The organism is Streptomyces africanus (genome assembly GCF_002150735.1).
Taxonomy (GTDB): domain Bacteria; phylum Actinomycetota; class Actinomycetes; order Streptomycetales; family Streptomycetaceae; genus Streptomyces; species Streptomyces africanus.
This window is the reverse complement of sequence record NZ_MUKA01000098.1, coordinates 1-19,299: the sequence shown is the minus strand read 5'-3', so window position 1 is coordinate 19,299 and position 19,299 is coordinate 1. Positions and strand designations below refer to the sequence as shown.

Sequence of the window (19,299 nt, the reverse complement as noted above, 5' to 3'; positions counted from 1 at the left end):
GTGATCACCCCCGCCCGCACGAGAGCCCGTACGAGATCTCGTACCAGAACCGCCTTGATGACAGCACTACTTGGAGCAGCCGCCATGGCAGCCACTCTCCCCGCAGCCGGCAACGCGGCAGCAGCGGACCCCCAACGCCTCACCGTCGACCTCAAGTCCTCCGAGGGCCCGGTGATGCTCGGCGCCAACGGCGCGCTGTACGGCCTCAGCGACGACGGCGTGCCCAGCGACGCCGCGATGGAGCCGCTGAAGATCACCAGCGTCTCGCAGAAGCCGGAGGGCGGCGCCCAGCACCCCAACGGCGACGCCCTCACGGTCTCGAAGTCGTTCTTCCGCGCCGGCGGCGGCGAGATCAACGTGATGATGCAGGACATCTACGCCAAGTGGCCGTACGAGGACCTCGGCATCGACGACTACCTCCCCAAGGTCGACAAGATCGTCAAGGAGGTCTCGGCCGACCCGAACAGCGACCGCTTCGTCTACATCCCGTTCAACGAGCCGGACCAGATCTGGTACAAGCTCGACGTCGCCGACCAGGCGCAGTACGAGAAGAACCGCGACCGGTTCTTCCGGGACTGGAAGACGGTGTACCAGCGGATCCGCGCGATCGACCCGGACGCGAGGATCGCCGGACCCAACGAAGCCGCTTACCACAACCGTCTGTTGAAGGATTTCCTGGCCTTCGCCAAGCGGGAGAACGTGCTGCCCCAGGTGATGACCTGGCACGAGCTGGGCTCCGGCTCGCTGCGCGACTTCCAGGCGCACTACGACGACTACCGCACGCTGGAGCGTGAGGCGGGCATCGCCCCGCTGAAGATCAACATCGACGAGTACGCCAACCGCCGCGACCTGTCCGTGCCCGGACAGCTCGTGCAGTGGGTGTCGATGTTCGAGCGCAACAAGGTGTACGCGAACATGGCCTACTGGGACGCCGCCGGCAATCTCAGCGGCCAGGTGGTGCGCTCGAACATCCCCAACGGCGGCTGGTGGCTGTTCCGCTGGTACGCGGGCATGACCGGCGACACCGTGAAGGTGACGCCGCCGCAGCCGAACACCATCGACACGCTCCAGGGGCTGGCCTCCCTCGACACCTCCCGCCGCCAGGCGCAGGTCCTGCTCGGCGGCTCCACGGGCGACTCGGACGTGGTCGTGCGCGATGTCCCCCGGTCGGTGTTCGGCCGCACGGTCACCGCGACCGTCGCCGAGGCCGCCTGGTCCGGGTACGAGGGGCAGCACGCGGCGCCGCGGGTCCTCGCGCGCACGAAGGTGAAGGTCGCGGACGACGGCTCGGTGACCGTGCCGCTGCGCGGCCTGCACAAGATGTCGGCGTACCGGATCGTCCTCACCCCCGGCGGCGCCGGCACCCCGTCCGCCGCCAACGTCCCGTGGTCGGCGTCGTACGAGGCCGAGGACGCGGCCATCACCGACGGCAAGGTGTACACGCAGGGCACGGTCCAGAACGCCAACGGCTACGCGGCCTCCGGCACCAAGGACGTCGGCTCGCTCAACCAGCCCGGCAGCAAGGTCGCCTTCTCGGTGACGGTGCCGAAGGACGGCACGTACGACCTGGCGATCCTGTACGGCAACCAGTCCGGCGGCCCGGCCACGCAGAAGCTGTCGGTCGACGGCGGCGACCCGGTGACGGTCACCTACCCCTCCACGGAGAACTGGACGTACCGCGCCAAGAAGGACGTCCGTGTCCAACTGAAGGCGGGCACACATCAGTTGACCCTGTCCAAGGGCGACGCCGAGGTCACCCTGGACCGGATCGACCTGACCGCGCTGACGGGCACGCCCGCCGCGTCCTACGAGGCCACGCTGGCGGACATCAGCGGCAAGCCGTCCTACGACTACACCTCGTCGGCCGGTGTGGGCACGGGATCCCTGGTCCTGCGCTCCGGTGACAAGGCCGTGTTCGACGTCTACGCCCCGCGCGACGGCTACTACACCGTGGTGCCGCGCACCTCGGCGGCCGTGAAGCTCTCGCTGCACGGGGAGACGGTCACGGCCGCGCCCGGCCGCCCGCTGCGGCTCTACCTGGTCGCGGGCAACAACCGGATCGCGATGACGTCCAGCCACTCCGCCGTCCGCTCGCTCGACGTCTCCGGCGACGGCTCGGCCGTCGGCACCCTCTCCTACGAGGGCGCCAAGGCCACGCTGGCCGGCGGGGCCGAGCTCGTCGACTCCCCGCACGCGTCGGCCGGCTCGTACATCGGCTCGCTCGGCAACAGCCCCTCCAGCACCGCCGAGTTCACGGTGAACGCGCCCCGGTCCGGCCGCTATCTGCTGGTCGTCCACTACGCGCACAACGACCGCAGGGACAACGGCCACGCCTACAACACGGACATCATGTCCCGTACGGCGGACATCACGGTCGGGACGGCGGACCCGGTGAAGGTCACCTTCAAGAACACCTGGAGCTGGGACGACTACTGGACCGTCGGGGTCCCGGTCGATCTGGCGAAGGGCGCGAACAAGGTGACGTTCGGCAACGCGAGCGCCTGGGCGCCGAACATCGACCGGATCGAGCTGGGCCGGGTCGTGGGCTGAACCGCACACCGACCGGAGGCGGTTGCGGAGGAGCGAGCGGTTCTCCTCCGCAACCGGCCTGCGGGACGAACTACTCCGCCCCGGGCTCGAAGTCCTCCACGAAGTAGCTGTCGTGCCGGATGCGGAACTGCTTGAGTTCCTCGCCACCGCGCTGTGTCATCTCCGCGACCCGCTGGAAGTACTCCTCGCGTGGGGCGCCCGGGGAGAAGAGCAGGAGCATGGACATGGGCTCGTCGGTCACGTTCTTGAAGGCGTGCAGGCCGCCGACCGGTACGTACAGGAAGTCACCCGCGCGGCCCGTGACCCACCTTTCGCCGTTGTACAGCTGCAGTTCGCCGGAGAGGATGTAGAAGGACTCCGACATCGCCTTGTGGAAGTGCGTCTTGGCTCCAGCGGACCGTGCACCCAACTCCACCTTGTACAGGCCGAATTCGCCGCCCGTCGACTCGGTGGTGGCGAGGTAGTGGGTGGCGCCGCCGGGCGAGGAGATGTCCGGCGGGGTGTCGGCCGGGCGGAAAACCGCGTTCACCTCGCCCTTGTCGCCGTGGTAGCGGGACTCCGGGTACTCGGGGTACGACATGATGCGCTCCTTCGGCAGGTCTCCACCAGCATGGTCGCTCCCGCCCCTGGAAGGCGGCATCGGGCGCACGGATGATCTTGCGTCGGACCGGGATGAGGGCTGGGGACCTACCGAGGGCGGGGATCACAAGGGGGCTCCCCGCCCTATACGCTCAGGCCGTGCCCGGCCCGGGCGAGAAAGGACAGGACATCATGTTCGGACTGAGCGAGCTCGCGATCCTCCTCATCGTCGTCATAGCCGTGATCGGGGCGAAGAAGCTGCCCGAGCTGGCCCGGTCGGCCGGCAAGTCCGCCCGCATCCTCAAGGCCGAGGCACGCGCCGCGAAGGACGAGGAGGCCGGGACGGCCCCCGCGCCACGGGTGGTCCAGGGCGAGATCGTCCCGCCCGGCGCGCGGGCTGCGGACGCCCCGGACCCCCGCTGATCCTCTCCCTGCCTACAGCGTGCGCTCCAGGCGGTCGGCCACCAGCTTGACGAAGCGCGCGGGATCCTTGGGCTGGCCGCCCTCGGCGAGCACCGCCAGCGTGTGGAGCAGCTCGGCGGACTCCACGAGGCCCGAGCGGTCCTCGCGCTCCTGGTACGCCTGGTTCAGGTTCTTCACCAGCGGGTGGCCGGGGTTGAGTTCGAGGATCCGCTTGGTGCGCGGCACCTCCTGGCCCATCGCCCGGTACATGTTCTCCAGGGCCGGGGTCAGGTCGTGCGCGTCCGAGACGACACAGGCCGGGGAGACGGTGAGCCGCGCCGACAGGCGCACCTCCTTGATGTCCTCGTCCAGCTGCTCACGCATCCAGCCGAGCAGTCCGGCGTACTCCTCGGCCTGCTTCTCCCGCTCCCCGCCGGCCTTCTCGTCCTTCTCGCCGTCGAGGTCGATCTCGCCCTTGGCGACGGAGCGCAGCTTCTTGCCCTCGTACTCGCCGACGGCGTCGACCCACACCTCGTCGACCGCGTCGGTGAGCAGCAGGACCTCGATGCCCTTGTCCCGGAACGCCTCCATGTGCGGGGAGTTCTCGATGCTCTGCCGGGACTCGCCGGTGATGTAGTAGATGTCCTCCTGGCCGTCCTTCATCCGCTCCACGTACTGCGCGAGGGTGGTCGGCTCGTCCTCGGCGTGCGTGGTGGCGAACGACGCGACGGCGAGGATGGCGTCCCGGTTCTCGGAGTCGGTGACCAGGCCCTCCTTCAGGACGGTGCCGAACTCCCGCCAGAACGTGGCGTAGCGGTCGGCGTCCTTGGTCTTGATCTCCTTGACCGTGGAGAGGACCTTCTTCGTCAGCCGGCGCTGCATCATCCGGATGTGCCGGTCCTGCTGGAGGATCTCGCGGGAGACGTTGAGCGAGAGGTCCTGCGCGTCGACGACGCCCTTGACGAAGCGGAGGTAGGGCGGCAGCAGCGCCTCGCAGTCGTCCATGATGAAGACGCGCTTCACGTACAGCTGGACGCCGCGCTTGAAGTCCCGCGTGAACAGGTCGTGCGGGGCGTGCGAGGGCACGAAGAGCAGGGCCTGGTACTCGAAGGTGCCCTCGGCCTGGAGCCGGATCGTCTCCAGCGGCTCGCGCCAGTCGTGGCTGATGTGCTTGTAGAGCTCGTGGTACTCGTCGTCGGACACCTCGTAGCGCGACCGCGCCCACAGGGCCTTCATGGAGTTCAGCGTCTCGGGCTCGGGCGCGTCCTCGCCGTCGCCCTTCTCCGGGACCATCCGGATGGGCCAGGTGATGAAGTCCGAGTACCGCTTGACGATCTCCCTGATCGTCCACGGCGAGGTGTAGTCGTGGAGCTGGTTCTCCGGGTCGGCGGGCTTGAGGTGGAGCGTCACGGAGGTGCCCTGCGGGGCGTCCTCGACCTTGTCCAGCGTGTACGTCGACTCGCCGCGCGACGTCCAGCGCGTCCCCTGGCTCTCGCCGGCGCGCCGGGTCAGCAGCGTCACCTCGTCCGCCACCATGAAGCCGGAGTAGAAGCCGACGCCGAACTGGCCGATGAGCCCCTCGGCGCCGGCCCCGTCCTGGGCCTCCCGCAGCTCCTTCAGGAAACGGGCCGTGCCCGAGTTGGCGATGGTGCCGATGAGCTGTCCGACCTCGTCGTACGACATCCCGATGCCGTTGTCCCGCACGGTGAGGGTCCGGGCGTCCTTGTCGACGTCGATCTCGATGTGCAGGTCGGACACGTCGGCGTCGAGCGAGTCGTCCCGCAGCTTCTCCAGGCGCAGCTTGTCCAGCGCGTCGGAGGCGTTGGAGACGAGCTCCCGCAGGAAGACATCCTTGTTCGAGTAGACCGAGTGGATCATCAGCTGGAGCAGCTGACGTGCCTCTACCTGGAACTCAAACGTTTCGGTCGTCATGGTTCGCGAATACCTCACAGGTCCCTCAGTCGCCTGAACTGGTGGCAGACACTTTAAAACACCACGTCAGGGCCGGGGACCCGGAAGTCACACGAGGTGGGCGAAGACGACCAGGTTCTCGGTGTAGTCCCGGGCCTGACGGTCGTAGGGGCCCGAGCATGTGATGAGCCGGACCTGGGCGTCCGGGGTGTCGCGGTACACGCGCTCGCTGGGGAACTCGTCCTTCTCGAAGGATTCCGCGTCGTCGACCACGAAGGTCGCCCTGCTGCCGTCGGCTCGCGCCACGTGGAACCGGTCGCCCTTCCTCAGCTCGCTGAGCCCCGCGAACACGGCCGGTGACGTCGCGGTGTCCACGTGCCCGGCGATGATCGCGGTTCCGGCCTCGCCGGGCGAGACGCCCTTGGCGTACCAGCCGACGAGGTTGGTGTCGTGGGCCGGAGGCGGTTGGAGCTGACCTGAACGGCCGATGACGAGGTCGGTGAAGGGCGCGTTCACGGAGATCTTGGGGATGTACAGGCGGACCGGCCGGGACCGTGGCAGATGGGGTCCGGCCCCGGACGCGTCGGTCCGGTGCGGTGCTGGGGACGAGGGCGGCGCGTCGGGCACGGCGGGTGCGGCCTGCGAGACGGCCGGCGGGGCGTGCGGCGGGCCGCCGGTGTCGGACGACGACTCACCACGGCCGGCGACCATGCTCACGGTCAGGACCAGGGCGGCGAGACTCCACAGGACCGTCATGACGGTACGGAATCGCCGCCTCGACGGCGGGAGGCCGGGCTCGGCAGGGAGAAGGGGGCTGGCTGCCATCGGAGACCACCTCATTCGGGCACGGCAGCGGAACGGAGACGGCACGCGGGGGGGGACGAGCCGGGCCGCCGCGACGCGAGGAGCACGTGCGGCGGCCACGGCGGCTACGAGGTCAGGCCTCGGTCATACCGCGCCCCGGGAGGCCTTCTGGCGGCGCAGTGCGTACAGGCCGGTGCCGGCCACCGCCAGTACCGCGAGACCGCCGGCCGTCACGGCCGGTCCCGCGGCCAGTGCGCCGCCACCGGTGTGCATGCCCCCGTGCGGCTTGTCGTGCTTGTCGCCCTGCCACGAGCCGTTGTCGTGCTTGCCGTGGTCCTCCTCCTTGCCGTGGTCCTCCTGCTTGTCGCCCCAGGGGTCCTCGTCCTGCTTGTCGCCCCAGGAGTCCTCGCCGCGCTCGTCGTCCCCGAGGGAGTCCTGGTCCCAGTCGTCGTCGGAGTTCACCGCGGCCAGGGCTCCGCTGCCCGTGTCCATCCCGCCGTGCGGCTTGTGGTGCTTGTCGCCGTGCTCGGAGTCCTTCCCGTGGTCCTCGTCCTTGGCGTGCTCCTCATGCTTGCCGTGCTCGCCGTCCTTGCGGTGGTCCGGGTCGTCCCCGTCGTCCGCGGTCACCGCGGCCAGGGCTCCGCCACCCGTGTGCATACCGCCGCGCGGCTCGTCGTGTTTGCCGTCCTTGTGGTGCTCCCTGCTGTTAGAAGTGTTGTCGTGGTCCCAGTCACCCATCGCCTGGGCGTAGGCGGCGGGTGCGGCGATCGCGAGGGCGGCCGTGGCCGTGGCCGTCGCGAGCAGCATGCGGGCAGAGCGCATCGGTGAGTCCTTCCGTCGCGGGCCGGGCGCTGACGCCTCGCCAGCTCACGAGACCGGCCTTGACGTGAACCACCGTCAGTCACGCGGGGCCGTCCCACCATCCAGGGCGTTCACACGGGTTACAACCCCACCCTGACGGCGGCATTCGCCCCGGTCGGGGACACTCCGCCGCGCGTCACCATCGCCTCCGCCTCTGCCGGCCCAGGCGGCTCGGGTCCGGGTCGACCAGCTGGGCCGCCATGCCGACGAGAACCAGCCCGGTGGCGATGAGCAGCCCCTGTGCCAGGGCGATGCCGGAGCCCAGGACGGCCACGCCGAGGGCCAGGGCCCACCAGGCTCCGGTACGCCGGTACTCCCGGGGCCGGGCCGGGCGGCCGGCTCTCATGGCCCGGGTGAACCTGGGATCCTCCCGCTCGAGGCGTGCTTCGAGGTCGACGAGACGCGCGTCTTCGGACTGGGGCACGGCTTCTCCTTCGCGGCGCGGCCGGTCTCACCAGGGCTTCGGCTTTCCCCTCCAGCGGCGTCCGTCATGGGGCCCACACCCATCCTTCCCGGTGGCCGCCCCGTACGAACGCCGCGCCCCTTCAGGGGGCGCGGGGAACTGCGCGACCAGCCACGACGAGAGCCGCGCGTGCGGACGAGGGTGTGCCGGGACACCCCTACCGCTCGGCCTCGGCCGGCAGAGCGGCGGTGGCGGACGACGGTGTGCTGTCGTACGGGGAGCGCGGCTCCGTGTCGTACGACGGGGCCGTGCGGCCGGGCAGGAGGTCCTGGGCCGCCCGGAGCGCGCGGGCGAGCAGATGCGCCTGGCCGGCGGCGATGGGGCCGAGGATCGCGAGGACGAGGACGTACCCGGCGATGAACGGGGCGAGCCGGGCGTCGAGTCCGGCGCTGGCGGCCATGGCGGCCAGGATCAGCGCGAACTCTCCGCGGGCCACGAGGGTGGTGGCGATCTCGGCGGCGGGCTCGGTGCCGTAGCGGTACACGCGGGCGACGAGGAGTCCCGCGGCCACGTTCATGACGACGGTCAGGACCGCTGCCGCGGTGACCGGGCCGACGACGGAGACGATGTCGCCGGGGTCGATGGAGAGCCCGAAGGCGAAGAAGAAGATCGCCGCGAAGGCGTCGCGCAGCGGATGCACGAGCTCCCGGATGCGCGGGCCGGAGGGCGTGCCGGCCAGGATCAGGCCGACCATGAACGCGCCGATGGCGTCGGCCACTCCGAGGACCTCGGCGACTCCCGCAACGAGGACGGCCGCGCCGAGGAAGCTGATGACGAGCAGCTCGTTGTCGCGGGTGGCGATGAGGCGCCCGACCAGCCGGCTGCCGTAGCGGGCCGCGGCAGCGAGCAGCAGCAGGAATCCGAAGGCCTTGGCGCCCTGGAGGACCATGTCGCCGACGCCCTGGGCGCCGCTGATGACCGGCTGGAGCGCGGCGAGGTAGAGGGCCAGGAAGATGTCCTCGACCACGATGACGCCCAGGATGAGGCGGGTCTCCGGGCGGCCGATGCGGCCCTGGTCGATGAGGATCTTGGTGACGATGGCGGACGAGGAGATCCCCAGGACACCGGCGAGCACCAGCGCCTCCCTCAGGCCCCAGCCCAGGGCGAACCCAAAGACCAGACCCGCGCCGACGTTGAGCAGCAGATAGATGCCGCCGGCCGTCAGCAGACGGCGGCCGCCGCTCCTGAGGTCGTCGAGGTGGAACTCCAGGCCCAGGTAGAACAGCAGCAGCACCAGGCCGAGCGCGGAGAGCATCTCGAAGTCGTGTGCGTCCTCGACGATGACCAGGCCCGGGGTGTGCGGGCCGAGCAGGATGCCCGCGAGCATGAACAGCGGAATCGTCGGGAGTCCGATCCTGCCGCCGAGGCGGGCGAGGAAGGCGGCGGCCAGGAAGGCACCGCCCATGGCGAGGAGGCTGTCAGCGTGTCCCACGGGTCACCGCCTTCGCGGGCGCGCAGGGGGCGGATCGTTTCACCGTGCGGGGATGGATAAGGGCTCCTCCTTCGTGGGGCTGGGTCGGACGGCGTCGTGCGCGTCTCGGCGCCGGCCGAGGCCCCGGTCATGACAACCGGCCCGATCCTCGCCGACGTTGCCAGCCTCACACGGGCCCCGGGCCCGTCACCATCGGTGCCCGCACCCATTTGGGGGCGGGGGCGACACCCATCACGGGGCCCGTCACGGGGCGGCACCCGTCACCGGGAGGACACGTCACGGGGACGACAACAGACAGGCGGACGGCACCGGTTACAGGGAGACACCCATCACGGGGCGACACCCATCACGGAGCGACACCCGTCACGGGGCGACACCCGTCTCGGGGACGGCCCCCGTCACGGGAGGGGCACCCATCACGGGAGGCCTGTCACGGGCGCGGCACCGGTCACAGCGGGCGGCACCCGTCACTGGGGGGGGCGACGCCCATCACGGGGGTGGCACCCCGCTCCCTGTCACACGTGGCGGTGGTCGATGCCCAGCAGGCTCGCCGCCGCCCTGAAGTCGGCCGCGTGGTGGCCGACCGCGAGGGACCAGTGGTGGCCGACACCCGTGGCGCTCCACGCGTCCACCCATTCCCCGGGGTCGCGGCCGAAGTCGACGCGGCTGGTGGTGTTGCCGATCTCCAGCAGGGGTCCCGGTACGACGGTGCCCTCGGAGGTGACGAAGGACAGACTGCCGTCGGCGTCCTGGCCGAGGCCGAGCAGGGTGACGGGCCCGTGCTGGACGTCGAACTCGACGCTCACGCCCCAGCCGCGTTTGCCGTGGTAGACGCCGAGCCCGCGCAGCAGGGGGTCGCGGGCGCTGACCGCGAGGTGGGCGGGTCCGTCGTGGCCCATCTCCACGACGCCGTCCTCGAAGTTCAGGGCCTGGATCTCGGTGAAGGAGCCTCCGGCACCGACGCTCTGGGAGGCGAGCTGGGCGACGCTGGTGCGCAGTTCGTACTCCCCGGCCGCCGGCACGCCCCGGGCCGTGAGCAGGGAGGCACCCAGGATCATGCCGGCACCGAGCCGCTCGTGCAGCTCCCCGTCGAGGCCCCGGTGGTAGTACGCGAGGCTGTCGAGCTGGAAGTCCGCCACGAGCCGGTCGAGGGCGACCGAAACGGTCGCGCCCCAGGCGAAGTCCTCCTCCACGACACTGTCGTCGAGGGTGAAGACCTGCCGGGCGAGCGCCATCCGCTCCCGGGTCTCCTGCTCGGTCACGCGCTCCACCCGGTGCCGCAGGTCGTCGAACTCCAGCACCTCCACGTGCGAGCCGAACGTCGTGGACAGCAGCGTCGGATCGGTCTGCACGTCGAGCATGCCGGGGTACACGTGTCCCATGAGGCCGTGCCGGGCGTGCCGGAGCGCGGCGCGGATGTGCGCGGCCCGGATCCACTGTTCGATGCGCCGCCAGGCGGACTCCTGCCGCAGCCAGCCCGAGACCGACCGGAAGGGGATGCCGGCGCGCCGGAAGACGTTGCCGACCTCGGGGACGGGGCACTGGCCGCAGTAGGCCAGCCAGGCGCCGGTGTCGAAGGAGGCGTGGTCCATCCTCTCGGTCGGCTGGAGGTCGATGACCAGGACCGGCGTGTGCGAGCGCTGCGCGATCGGCAGCACCATCGACGAGGTGAGGTACGTCGTCAGGAACAGCACGATCAGGTCGCAGTCGGCCTTGCGCAACTGCTCGGCGGCGCGCGCTCCTTCCCGGGCGTCGGAGACGAACCCGGCGTCGGTCACCTCCGCGTCCATGTCCCGGAAGCGCTCGGCGACGTAGGCGGCCGACTCCTGCAGCTGCGGGAGGAGCCCGGGGAACTGCGGCCAGTACGTGCCGAGTCCGCCGGCGACCAGTCCGATCCGGGTACGGCGCCGGGTGACCGGCGGGAGCAGGTCGTGCAGGGCGGCGGCCCGTACGGCGGTGCGGTCCGCGGTCGTTGCCATGGTCGGTGCTCCTTGTCGGGTCTGCTGCGGCTCAGGTGCTGGGGACACGCAGGTCGGCTCTGTCCCGCACGGCGCCGGTGGTACGGCGGACCAGGACGCGGATGATGAACACGCCCGCGAACGCGGCCACCGTCATGCAGGCGGTGATCGTCCAGAGCAGGACGGACGGGCTGTGGTCGGCCAGGGCGGGAGTGAAGAACGCGGCGACCGCGAAGACCCCGCGGGACAGGGCGTAGGTGAGGCCCTGGGTGGTGCCGCGGGTGTCCGCGGGCAGCGTGAGCTGCGACCACACCTTGTAGTTCGCCTCTCCGGCGAAGGGGTTGGAGAGCTGGTAGAGCACGAAGAAGACGAGCATGCCGACGAGCGCGCCCGCGGTCAGGGACGCGATGACGAAGGCGAGGATCTGCACCACCGCGGCCACGTGGAACAGCCGGTCGCGCCAGGGGCTGTCGGCGACCCGGACGAAGGCGAAGGTCAGCAGCACGCCGATCGGGATGAAGGCCAGGTTGATCCCGGTGGCCAGGCTCTGTGAGGCGTCGCTGACGGTGACGAGCAGATAGGTGCCGAACTGGCCGAAGGTGTTGGCCCCGAGGCCCCAGGTGACGTAGAAGACGAACGTCGCGGTCATGGGCAGCAGGGCTGCGCGCGTCCAGATCTTCTTCAGGGCGACGCGCTGCGGGGCGGCCTCCGTCGCCGGCTCGGCCGTGTCGTGCTCCGCGGACAGCTTCAGGCGGGAGCGCAGGGCCCAGGTGACGAGTGCGGCGACGGCGAGCTGTCCGGTGATGAGCCGGGCCCCGGTCATGCCCGTGGTGGACAGGACGAAGCCGAGGAAGATGGCGACGGTGATGCCCAGCATCCACATGACCTGCGTGAAGGCGATGAGCCTGCCGCGGGCCCAGGAGGGCGCGGCGTCCGAGACCACGGCCAGGGACGTCGGCAGGTCGGCGCCGGCCGCGAGTCCCGCGACGAGGACGCCGATCAGCAGCGTGATGTCGTCGGGCGCCAGCGTGATGACGATCGCCCCGAGCGCGAAGCAGAAGATGTCCCAGTTGTAGACGCGGCGGCGGCCGAAGAGGTCGGCGAGCCGGCCGCCGACGAGGGAGCCGACGGCGATGCAGCCGGTGACGATCGCGCTGATGGCACCGGCCATCCACACGCCCATGTCGTAACTGTCGCGGTAGATGGCCAGGTTGACGGAGATGCTGACGATCAGCCCGGCGTCGAGGTAGGAGGCCATGCCCGACAGGGCGGCGGCCTTCCAGAGCGGTGTGGGGATGGGGCGGGTACCGGCCATCATGCGACTCCGTCGTCTGGTGACATCGCGGTTCCGGGGGCCTGGTCGCAGCGAATATAGGGCGGGAAAAACGTTGCAACAAGGTGTCGCGCAGACATCGGCTTCAGCGTGTCGCCGTCCGCCGTGCCGTCCGGGGATATGGCGTGACCGTTCCAGGTCGCCTACGGTGAAGGTGGCCTAAAAACGTTTCAGGGGAAGGACCGCGTCCGTGATCTCCCCCGCGCTCCGGCAGTTGTTCGAGGACCCGCCCCGCGATTTCGGCCCGGCTCCCCTGTGGTGGTGGTCGGGTGCGAAGGTCACCCGCGAGCGACTCGCCTGGCAGCTGCGGGCGTTCGCCGAGGGGGGTGTCCACAACCTCGTCGTGATCAACCTGGCCCCGGCCGGTCCGACGTTCGGCGCCCGGGCGGACGATCCGGCGTGGTTCGGCGAGGAGTGGTGGGCGCGCTTCACCGACGCCTGCGAGATCGCCGCGGAGTTGGGCACACGCCTGTGGTTCTACGACCAGATCGGGTTCTCCGGCGCCAATGTGCAGGGCGGTGTGACACGGCGTCACCCCGAGGCCAGGGGTGGTGCGCTGCGCTCTCGCGACGTCACCGTCTCCCGGGGCACGGTGGCCCTGCGGGACGCCGAGACCCCGCTGGCCGCGTACTCGCCGCGGGGCCGGCGCCTCGACGTCGCCGTGGACGGCCCGGGCGAACTGTCCGTCGCCGCCGCCGACGGAACCGGCGTACGGCTCGTCACCACCGTGCCCACGGCGTTCGACTATCTGGACCCGCAGGCCGTCGGGCTGTTGATGGACACCGTGCACCACGAGTACGACCGCCGCGTGCCCGAGTACCTGGGCACCGTCGTCGCGGGCAGCTTCCAGGACGAACTGCCGGGCACGAACGCCTGGAGCCACCGCTTCGCCGAGGAGTTCCGCGCCCGGCGCGGCTACGACCTGCTCGACCACCTGCCGGCCCTGTTCGGCACGGACGCCGCCGTCCCGGAGACGAAGATCCGCGCCGACTACTACGCGGTCCGCGCGGAACTCACCGAAGAGGCCCTCTTCCGGCCGCTGGCCGCATGGCACCGGGAGCGCGGGATGCTGCTGGGCAGCGACCAGAGCCACCCCGCCCGCGCCGGCTACCCGGCCCAGTCGACGCAGATCTACACCGACTATTTCCGCACCCACCGCTGGTACGGCGCCGCCGGCAGCGACCACCACGGCGACGCCAAGGTGCACTCCTCCATGGCGCACCTCTACGGCCACGAGCGGGTCTGGATCGAGGCGTTCCACTCCTCAGGCTGGGGCGGCACGCTGGAGGACACCTACCATTGGCTGCTGCCCTTCCTGCGCAGCGGCGCCAACCTGTACAACCCGCACGCCAGTTACTTCGGCACGGCCGGTGGCTGGTTCGAGTGGGCGCCGCCGTCCACCGACTGGCGCCAGCCGTACTGGAAGCAGTATCCGGCGTTCTCCCGGGCCGTGGCGCGGATCTGCTCGATCATGTCCTGGGGCGGTTACGCCGCCGACGTGGCGGTCCTGCACCCGACCGCGACCATGCAGGCCCTCGTCCCGCTGGACGCGCCCGTGCGGCACTTCGGCGACGGCCGGCTGGGCGACGGCCACGCCGAGGCCGACGAGACGCAAGCCCACTACCTCGACCTGTGCGGCACGAACAACTGGCTCGCCCCGCACGCCGGCGCCCTGGACCGGCGCGGCATCTCCTTCGACGTCGTCGACGACGACTCGGTGCAGCGTGCCAAGGCCGCGGACGGCGCCCTGCGGGTCAGGGACCTGGCGTACCGCGCGGTGCTGCTGCCCTCGGCGAGTGTGCTGGAGGAGGAGACGGCGCGGCGGCTGACCGAACTGCTCGACGTGGGCGGCCGCGTCGTCGTCGTGGGCCGGCCTCCCGCCACGGCCGCCGGCCGGGCCGGTGACGACGCGATGGTGGCTGCCCTGCTGGCGCATCCCCGGCTGGAGCGGGTGCGCGACCCGGAGGCCGGCGCGGCGGCCGTGACCGACGCGGCCGGTCACGCCACGGGCGAGGTGCCGCTGCTCGTGCGGCGGACGGGGAACGAGGCGGTGGCGCTGGTGACGGCGGCCTTCCCCGAGATCGGCGCACATCCGCTGCGGCCCGGGTCCTCCCCGCCGGGCGACGCGGCCGGCACCTCGTCCGTCACCGTGCGCGCCGCCGTCGCGGAGGCCGAGGTGTGGAACCCGGCGACCGGTTCCCGCGCGCCCGCGCACGTCACCGTCTCCGGCGACCGCGACGGCGACGTCTCGACCATCGACGTGCCGCTGGACGGTGCCCCCGCGGTCCTGGTCGTGTGGCGCGAGGGGCGGCCGGCGCCCACGGCCCCTCGACGGGAGGCGCCCGCCCGGGTGCTCGACGTCTCGACCGGCTGGCACGGCCGCCTGGTCCCCACCATGGACAACACCTGGGGCGATCTGGCGCTGCCCCCGGGTTCGCCGGTGGACGAGCCGCAGATCTGGACCATGGAGTGGACCGAGGGCGGGGCTTGGCAGCGGACGCGGGTCACCTACGGCAACCGGGTCCGTGTCCTGCCGCCGGTGCCGCTCGGCCGAGTGCCCGAGCCGCTGGACGCCGCGTCCGTGGAGCGCGTCCTGGCCGGTGAACTGCCGCTCGTGCCACCGGGCGCGGGCTGGGACGTCGCCGTGTACTCGTCGAGCCGGGGCATCCCGGACCCGGGCGGCCTGCTGGGCCTCAAGGGGCTGGTGAACGAGGAGTTCGTCCGCGTCCCGGTGCCGGTCGGCGGGACGGCCGCCCGGGTCCGGGCGATCGTGGAGACCGGCCACCGGGGGCCCGGCGAACTGCACGTCGGCGCGGAGTGCGCCAAGCGCGTGTGGTGGAACGGCGAGCCGCTGGAACCGGACGGCGGCGGCTACCTGGCCTCCGCCCGGGTCACGGTGGCCCGGGATCGCAACGTGCTCGAGTACGAACTGTCCGGCGCCCAGAGCCGCCCCTCGACGATCTCGGCCGCCGACGGCACGCCCCTGGGCAGCTTCTTCTGTCTGTCGGAGCCGGGCGGGCTCGGGCCGCGTCCGCGGTTCATGCGGCCCCCGGACGGAGTGCGGCCGGACGGCCGCGTCACCTACCGGGCGCGGCTGCGGGTCCCTGGCGACGACGCCCGGGCCGTGCTCGTCGTGGGTGCCGCCTCGGCGGTCACCGTGCTGCTCGACGGGGAGGTCGTGGCGCGGCAGGAGAAGGTGGAGTACTACGAGGCGGACTGGGGCGCCGTGCCGATGTTCTTCCGGCACGAACCGGTGCTCGGGGCGGGCGCGCACACGCTGGAGGTCGTGGCCGACGCTGCCGACGCCCGGGACGCGGTGTTCGTCGACCTGGTGGTGCGCTCCGGAGCCGGGGTGACGGCCCTGGTCAGCGGCGCCGGCTGGGAAGCCGCGGCGGGTGACTGGCGGGGGCCGACGGTCGAGGACGAGCGCAGGCGGGGCGAGGTGCAGCACTGCCACGCGACGGTACGGCCGCACCCGCTGCCGGACACGGGGTGGCTCACCGGCCGGCCGGTGCTCGGCGGCACCGTATGGCCGTCGCGGTCCACCGACGAGGTCCGCGCGATCCCGCAGCGCTTCCGGTTCACGGTGCCGGCCGGAACGGTGTCGCTCGGCCTGCCGTTGGCGCTGCGCGCGAGCGTGCGCGTCGGGGACGGGCCGGAACTCCCCCTGGGGGACGATCGGCTGACACTTCGCCGGCCGCTCCCGGAGCCCACCTCGGTCGAGGTGGTCACCGAGCCGGCGGCGGTCCTGCGGGGCGGCTCCGCCTGGCGGGGGCCGGTGCGTGTGCGTGCCGTGCCGGCGCCGCTGCCCCTGGGGGACTGGCGGGAGCTGGGGCTGGGCGGTTGGAGCGGAGGCGTGACGTACGCGCGGGTCCTGGACGTGCCGTCGGGGCCCGATCCCGTGCTGGATCTCGGGCGGGTGCGGGGCAGTGCGGAGGTGTCGGTCGACGGGGAGCCGGCCGGTGAGGCGTTCTGCGCGCCGTACCGTTTCCCGTTGCGCGGTGCCGCCGGGCGTACCGTGCGGCTGGAGGTCACCGTCCGGGGCACGCTGGCGCCGTATCTCGCCGAGGCCACGCCGACGGCCTGGGCGTTCGAGTCCCAGCTGTCGTCGGGGCTGCTGGGGCCGGTGACGCTGCGGATCCCGTCCGCATCGGACGGCGGGATCTAGTCCTCGGCGGGCGGTCGGGTGGAGTCGCGCACGACGAGGCCGGGGGCGAAGACGCGGGTCTCGTGGACGTGGTCCGCGCGGGCCTCGATCTCGTCGAGGAGCATCTCCACGGCCGCCCGGCCGAGGTCCTCGACCGGCTGCCGGACCGTCGTCAGGGTGATCGCGCCGAAGGTCGCGATGTCCAGATCGCCGTAGCCGACCACCTGGACCTCCTCGGGGATGCGCACGCCCCGGTCGGTCAGCCCGCGGCACACGCCCGCCGCGAGGAAGTCGTTGGTGCAGAAGACCCCGTCGGGCAGGTCCCCGAGGCCGTGCGCGATCCGTGTGCCGTACGCGACGGTCATCCGCTCGGCGACGACCTGGTCCAGCCGTGCCTCGCGCCGGCTGCGCACGGCCTGCCGGGCGCCCTGGTAGCGGTCGGCGCACTGGCGTATGCCGCGCTCGCCGTTGACGACGAGGATGTCGCGCGCGCCGCTGTCGAGGAGGTGCTGTACGGCGATCCGGCCGCCGGCGATGTCGTCGACGGAGGCGGAGCAGCCCTCCCGGTCGGGCATCGCGCGGTCGGCCAGGACGAGCGGGATGCCCCGCTCGCGCAGCCGGGCGAGCCGGCCCGGGTCGGCGCTGAGCGGCACGACGACGACGCCCACGGCCCGCTGCTCGACGAGCATGCTGAAGTAGCCCTGCTCCCGTTCCGGGTCGTCTCCGCTGTGACAGAGGACCAGGGAGTAGCCGTGCTCGTAGGCCGCGTCCGCGGCGCCCCGGGCGATGCGCGCGTAGAAGGAGTTGGTCACGTCGGGCAGCACCAGGCCGATGGCCGAGGCGCGCCCCGTGCGCAGTCCGGCGGCTCCTGGGTGGGGGACGTAGTCGAGCGCGGCGACGGCGACGCGGACGCGCTCGGCGGTCTGTGCGGTGACGCGCTCGGGCCGGTTGAGCACGTTCGACACCGTGGACACCGAGACGCCGGCGGCGGCCGCGACGTCCTGGATGCGGGCGGGGCGTGCCGGAACGGCGTCCACCCCCTCGCTGTTGCAGCCGTGCGACCAGGCACGACCGTGGCCTTCATGGGCGCCGCAAGTATAACGTGACCGGGCTTGGAACGTTTTTCCCGCCCGCTCGTCACAGGAGGACTGTGGTGCGGTGCTCGTAGTCCAGCCCGTGTTCGGCGCAACGTCCCTCACCGCGGGGGCAGATCATCGAGTACTCGCCGACCCGGGCCCGGTACACCCGCCACGGGGCAGGCGGACGAACCTCCTCCGGTTCGAGGGAGCGGCCGCCGCGTCCGGCGGGGCGGGGGATCACCCGCAGGCCCTCCAGGGCCGCCTCCCCGTGGAGTTCCTCCGCCGTGGCCTTCAGATACAGGGCGAGGGGACTCGCCGTGCCCACCGGGGCCCGGGAGTCGTGGAGGACGATGCCGATCCGGGGCTCGTGGGCGATGTTGCGGGAGTGCGTGACCTCGGGGGACGAGACCCAGTACAGGTCCCGTCCGTCCTCGGTGGAGTAGAAGACGGGCGAGGCCCAGGGGGCGCCGTCCTGGCCGACGGTGGCCAGCACCATGTACAGGTTCCGGTCGATGATCGCGCGTGCCGCGCTGCGGGTGTCCTCACTCATGCGTTCCCCCTGTTTCCGGTGTGCCGGTGCTTCCGGTCGGATGGGGGTCACTTTAGGAGCGGGGGCCGGGTCAGGCGGGGAACTCGCTCTTCAGCCAGTCGCCCTCCAGGCGGATGTGCTTGATGGTGCGGCGGTGGTGGGTGTAGGCGACGTGGAGGGTGCCGTCCGGTGTCTGGGCGAGGGAGGGGTAGGACAACTCGCGGTTGAGGCCGTCGCGGGAGTTGTTGGTCAGGCAGTGGCCGTCGCCGGTTTCGAGGTCGTGGCGCAGTGGCCAGGTGCGTCCGCCGTCCGCGGAGAGGGCCAGGGAGAGCGGGGCGCGGGGGGCGCCCCAGAACGCGTCGCCCGTGGGGGCGTTCGCCGAGGGGAGTGTCCCCGCCACTCCCCCGTCGTCGATCTCGTCGTACAGCGACGCCCTGCGGGCCACGGCGTCCGCCGCGCTGCTGTGGTTGTAGACGAGGGCGAGCCTGCCGTCGGCGAGGACGGTGTACTGGATCGAGGAGTTGTTGTTCGGCAGGTCCAGGGGGTGTGGCTCGGTCCAGGTCTCGCCGCCGTCGTACGAGGCGCTGCTGTGCACGGCGTCCGCGCGACGGCTGCGGAAGAGGGCCAGGAGTGAACCGCCCGGCAGCGGGCGGATGTTCATGTGGACGAGGCCGGTGCTGCCCGGGACGGGGCGTTCGCGCCAGGTGCGTCCGCCGTCGTCGCTGATCATGACGGAGCTGGTGTCCCGGTCGCCCGACCACGGTGTGCCGGGTGGGGCGACGCAGCGGAAGACGGGCAGCAACAGCCGTTCGCCGCCGGGGACTTGGACGATGGGCTGGCGGACGAAGACGCCGCCCTGCTCGGTCGCCGGGAACAGGACGCGGGCCGGGCCCCAGGTGGCGCCCTCGTCGTGGCTGACGCGCAGCCGGACCTCGGCCGTGTCCTGGTGTCCGGCGCGCTGTGCGGTGTGCAGGAGCCAGAGGTCGCCCGAGGGGGCGGGGAACAGCAGCGGGTTCTGCTCGGAGCGGGTGTCGTCGGCGGAGAGGCGCACGGGGACGGACCAGGTGCCGGCGTCCGGGGCGAGGCGGGAGAACCACACCGAGATGTCGGCGACGCCTTCCTGGGTACCGCCGAACCAGACGCAGCCGACGTCGCCGCCGGGCAGGACCGTGAGGTTGGCGGCGTGGTTCTGCACGGCCGGGGCGGCCAGATGGGTCTCGGTGCGGCCCGGCTCGGTGGGGTGGGCTGGCG

The 19,299-nt window shown here is 71.8% G+C and carries 14 protein-coding genes; 3 read left to right on the top strand and 11 right to left on the bottom strand.

Annotated features, from left to right (window positions below; genetic code table 11):
* Positions 1–84 precede the first annotated feature (84 nt).
* A complete protein-coding gene (locus tag CCL05_RS15050) occupies positions 85–2,550 on the top strand; it encodes a CBM35 domain-containing protein (protein WP_086561013.1) in 2,466 nt (821 codons plus the stop codon).
* 70 nt (positions 2,551–2,620) lie between these two features.
* Here CCL05_RS15050 and CCL05_RS15045 read toward each other — a convergent pair whose 3' ends face one another.
* Entirely contained in the window at positions 2,621–3,130 is a 510-nt protein-coding gene (locus tag CCL05_RS15045) for a cupin domain-containing protein (RefSeq protein ID WP_086561012.1), read from the bottom strand.
* A gap of 191 nt (positions 3,131–3,321) precedes the next feature.
* Here CCL05_RS15045 and CCL05_RS15040 point away from each other — a divergent pair, with 191 nt between their 5' ends.
* Positions 3,322–3,552 (top strand): twin-arginine translocase TatA/TatE family subunit, encoded by a 231-nt coding sequence (locus CCL05_RS15040; RefSeq protein ID WP_086561011.1) that lies wholly within the window; start codon positions 3,322–3,324, stop codon positions 3,550–3,552.
* A 12-nt stretch (positions 3,553–3,564) separates the two neighbouring features.
* Here the strand turns inward: CCL05_RS15040 and htpG are convergent, their stop codons facing one another.
* From htpG to CCL05_RS15005, 7 genes are all read right to left on the bottom strand, one after another.
* Positions 3,565–5,463, bottom strand: a complete 1,899-nt coding sequence (htpG, locus tag CCL05_RS15035) for a molecular chaperone HtpG (RefSeq protein WP_086561010.1) — start codon at positions 5,461–5,463, stop codon at positions 3,565–3,567.
* 87 nt (positions 5,464–5,550) lie between these two features.
* On the bottom strand, positions 5,551–6,267 hold the full coding sequence (locus CCL05_RS15030) for a class F sortase (RefSeq protein ID WP_208641511.1): 717 nt from the start codon (positions 6,265–6,267) through the stop codon (positions 5,551–5,553).
* Between the two features lie 123 nt (positions 6,268–6,390).
* On the bottom strand, positions 6,391–7,068 hold the full coding sequence (locus CCL05_RS15025) for a hypothetical protein (RefSeq protein WP_086561008.1): 678 nt from the start codon (positions 7,066–7,068) through the stop codon (positions 6,391–6,393).
* Positions 7,069–7,243: 175 nt separating this feature from the next.
* Positions 7,244–7,531, bottom strand: coding sequence for a DUF3040 domain-containing protein (locus CCL05_RS15020; RefSeq protein ID WP_086561007.1), 288 nt, complete (start codon positions 7,529–7,531; stop codon positions 7,244–7,246).
* A 196-nt stretch (positions 7,532–7,727) separates the two neighbouring features.
* Positions 7,728–9,002 (bottom strand): cation:proton antiporter, encoded by a 1,275-nt coding sequence (locus CCL05_RS15015; protein WP_086561006.1) that lies wholly within the window; start codon positions 9,000–9,002, stop codon positions 7,728–7,730.
* A 515-nt stretch (positions 9,003–9,517) separates the two neighbouring features.
* Positions 9,518–10,981, bottom strand: coding sequence for an L-fucose/L-arabinose isomerase family protein (locus tag CCL05_RS15010; protein ID WP_086561005.1), 1,464 nt, complete (start codon positions 10,979–10,981; stop codon positions 9,518–9,520).
* A 31-nt stretch (positions 10,982–11,012) separates the two neighbouring features.
* Positions 11,013–12,275 carry an MFS transporter gene (locus CCL05_RS15005; RefSeq protein ID WP_086561031.1) on the bottom strand — a complete coding sequence of 421 codons (1,263 nt, stop codon included), beginning with the start codon at positions 12,273–12,275 and terminating at the stop codon, positions 11,013–11,015.
* A gap of 208 nt (positions 12,276–12,483) precedes the next feature.
* Here CCL05_RS15005 and CCL05_RS15000 point away from each other — a divergent pair, with 208 nt between their 5' ends.
* Positions 12,484–16,461, top strand: coding sequence for a glycosyl hydrolase (locus CCL05_RS15000; protein ID WP_086561004.1), 3,978 nt, complete (start codon positions 12,484–12,486; stop codon positions 16,459–16,461).
* Here CCL05_RS15000 and CCL05_RS14995 read toward each other — a convergent pair.
* From CCL05_RS14995 to CCL05_RS14985, 3 genes are all read right to left on the bottom strand, one after another.
* On the bottom strand, positions 16,458–17,477 hold the full coding sequence (locus CCL05_RS14995) for a LacI family DNA-binding transcriptional regulator (protein WP_086561003.1): 1,020 nt from the start codon (positions 17,475–17,477) through the stop codon (positions 16,458–16,460). The two genes, CCL05_RS15000 and CCL05_RS14995, sit on opposite strands and share 4 nt — an antisense overlap.
* 100 nt (positions 17,478–17,577) lie before the next feature.
* On the bottom strand, positions 17,578–18,069 hold the full coding sequence (locus CCL05_RS14990; protein ID WP_086561002.1) for a pyridoxamine 5'-phosphate oxidase family protein: 492 nt from the start codon (positions 18,067–18,069) through the stop codon (positions 17,578–17,580).
* Positions 18,070–18,139: 70 nt separating this feature from the next.
* Positions 18,140–19,299 (bottom strand): sialidase family protein (locus CCL05_RS14985; protein WP_107400462.1); only part of this gene is annotated, 1,160 nt, incomplete at its 5' end.

Bases quoted from the DNA above. Each gene is read 5' to 3' on its own strand.
- CCL05_RS15025 (WP_086561008.1), bottom strand. From the start codon at position 7,068: ATGCGCTCTGCCCGCATGCTGCTCGCGACGGCCACGGCCACGGCCGCC.
- CCL05_RS15040 (WP_086561011.1), top strand. From the start codon at position 3,322: ATGTTCGGACTGAGCGAGCTCGCGATCCTCCTCATCGTCGTCATAGCC.
- CCL05_RS15045 (WP_086561012.1), bottom strand. From the start codon at position 3,130: ATGTCGTACCCCGAGTACCCGGAGTCCCGCTACCACGGCGACAAGGGC.
- CCL05_RS15050 (WP_086561013.1), top strand. From the start codon at position 85: ATGGCAGCCACTCTCCCCGCAGCCGGCAACGCGGCAGCAGCGGACCCC.
- CCL05_RS15010 (WP_086561005.1), bottom strand. From the start codon at position 10,981: ATGGCAACGACCGCGGACCGCACCGCCGTACGGGCCGCCGCCCTGCAC.
- CCL05_RS14990 (WP_086561002.1), bottom strand. From the start codon at position 18,069: ATGAGTGAGGACACCCGCAGCGCGGCACGCGCGATCATCGACCGGAAC.
- CCL05_RS15005 (WP_086561031.1), bottom strand. From the start codon at position 12,275: ATGGCCGGTACCCGCCCCATCCCCACACCGCTCTGGAAGGCCGCCGCC.
- htpG (WP_086561010.1), bottom strand. From the start codon at position 5,463: ATGACGACCGAAACGTTTGAGTTCCAGGTAGAGGCACGTCAGCTGCTC.
- CCL05_RS15030 (WP_208641511.1), bottom strand. From the start codon at position 6,267: ATGGCAGCCAGCCCCCTTCTCCCTGCCGAGCCCGGCCTCCCGCCGTCG.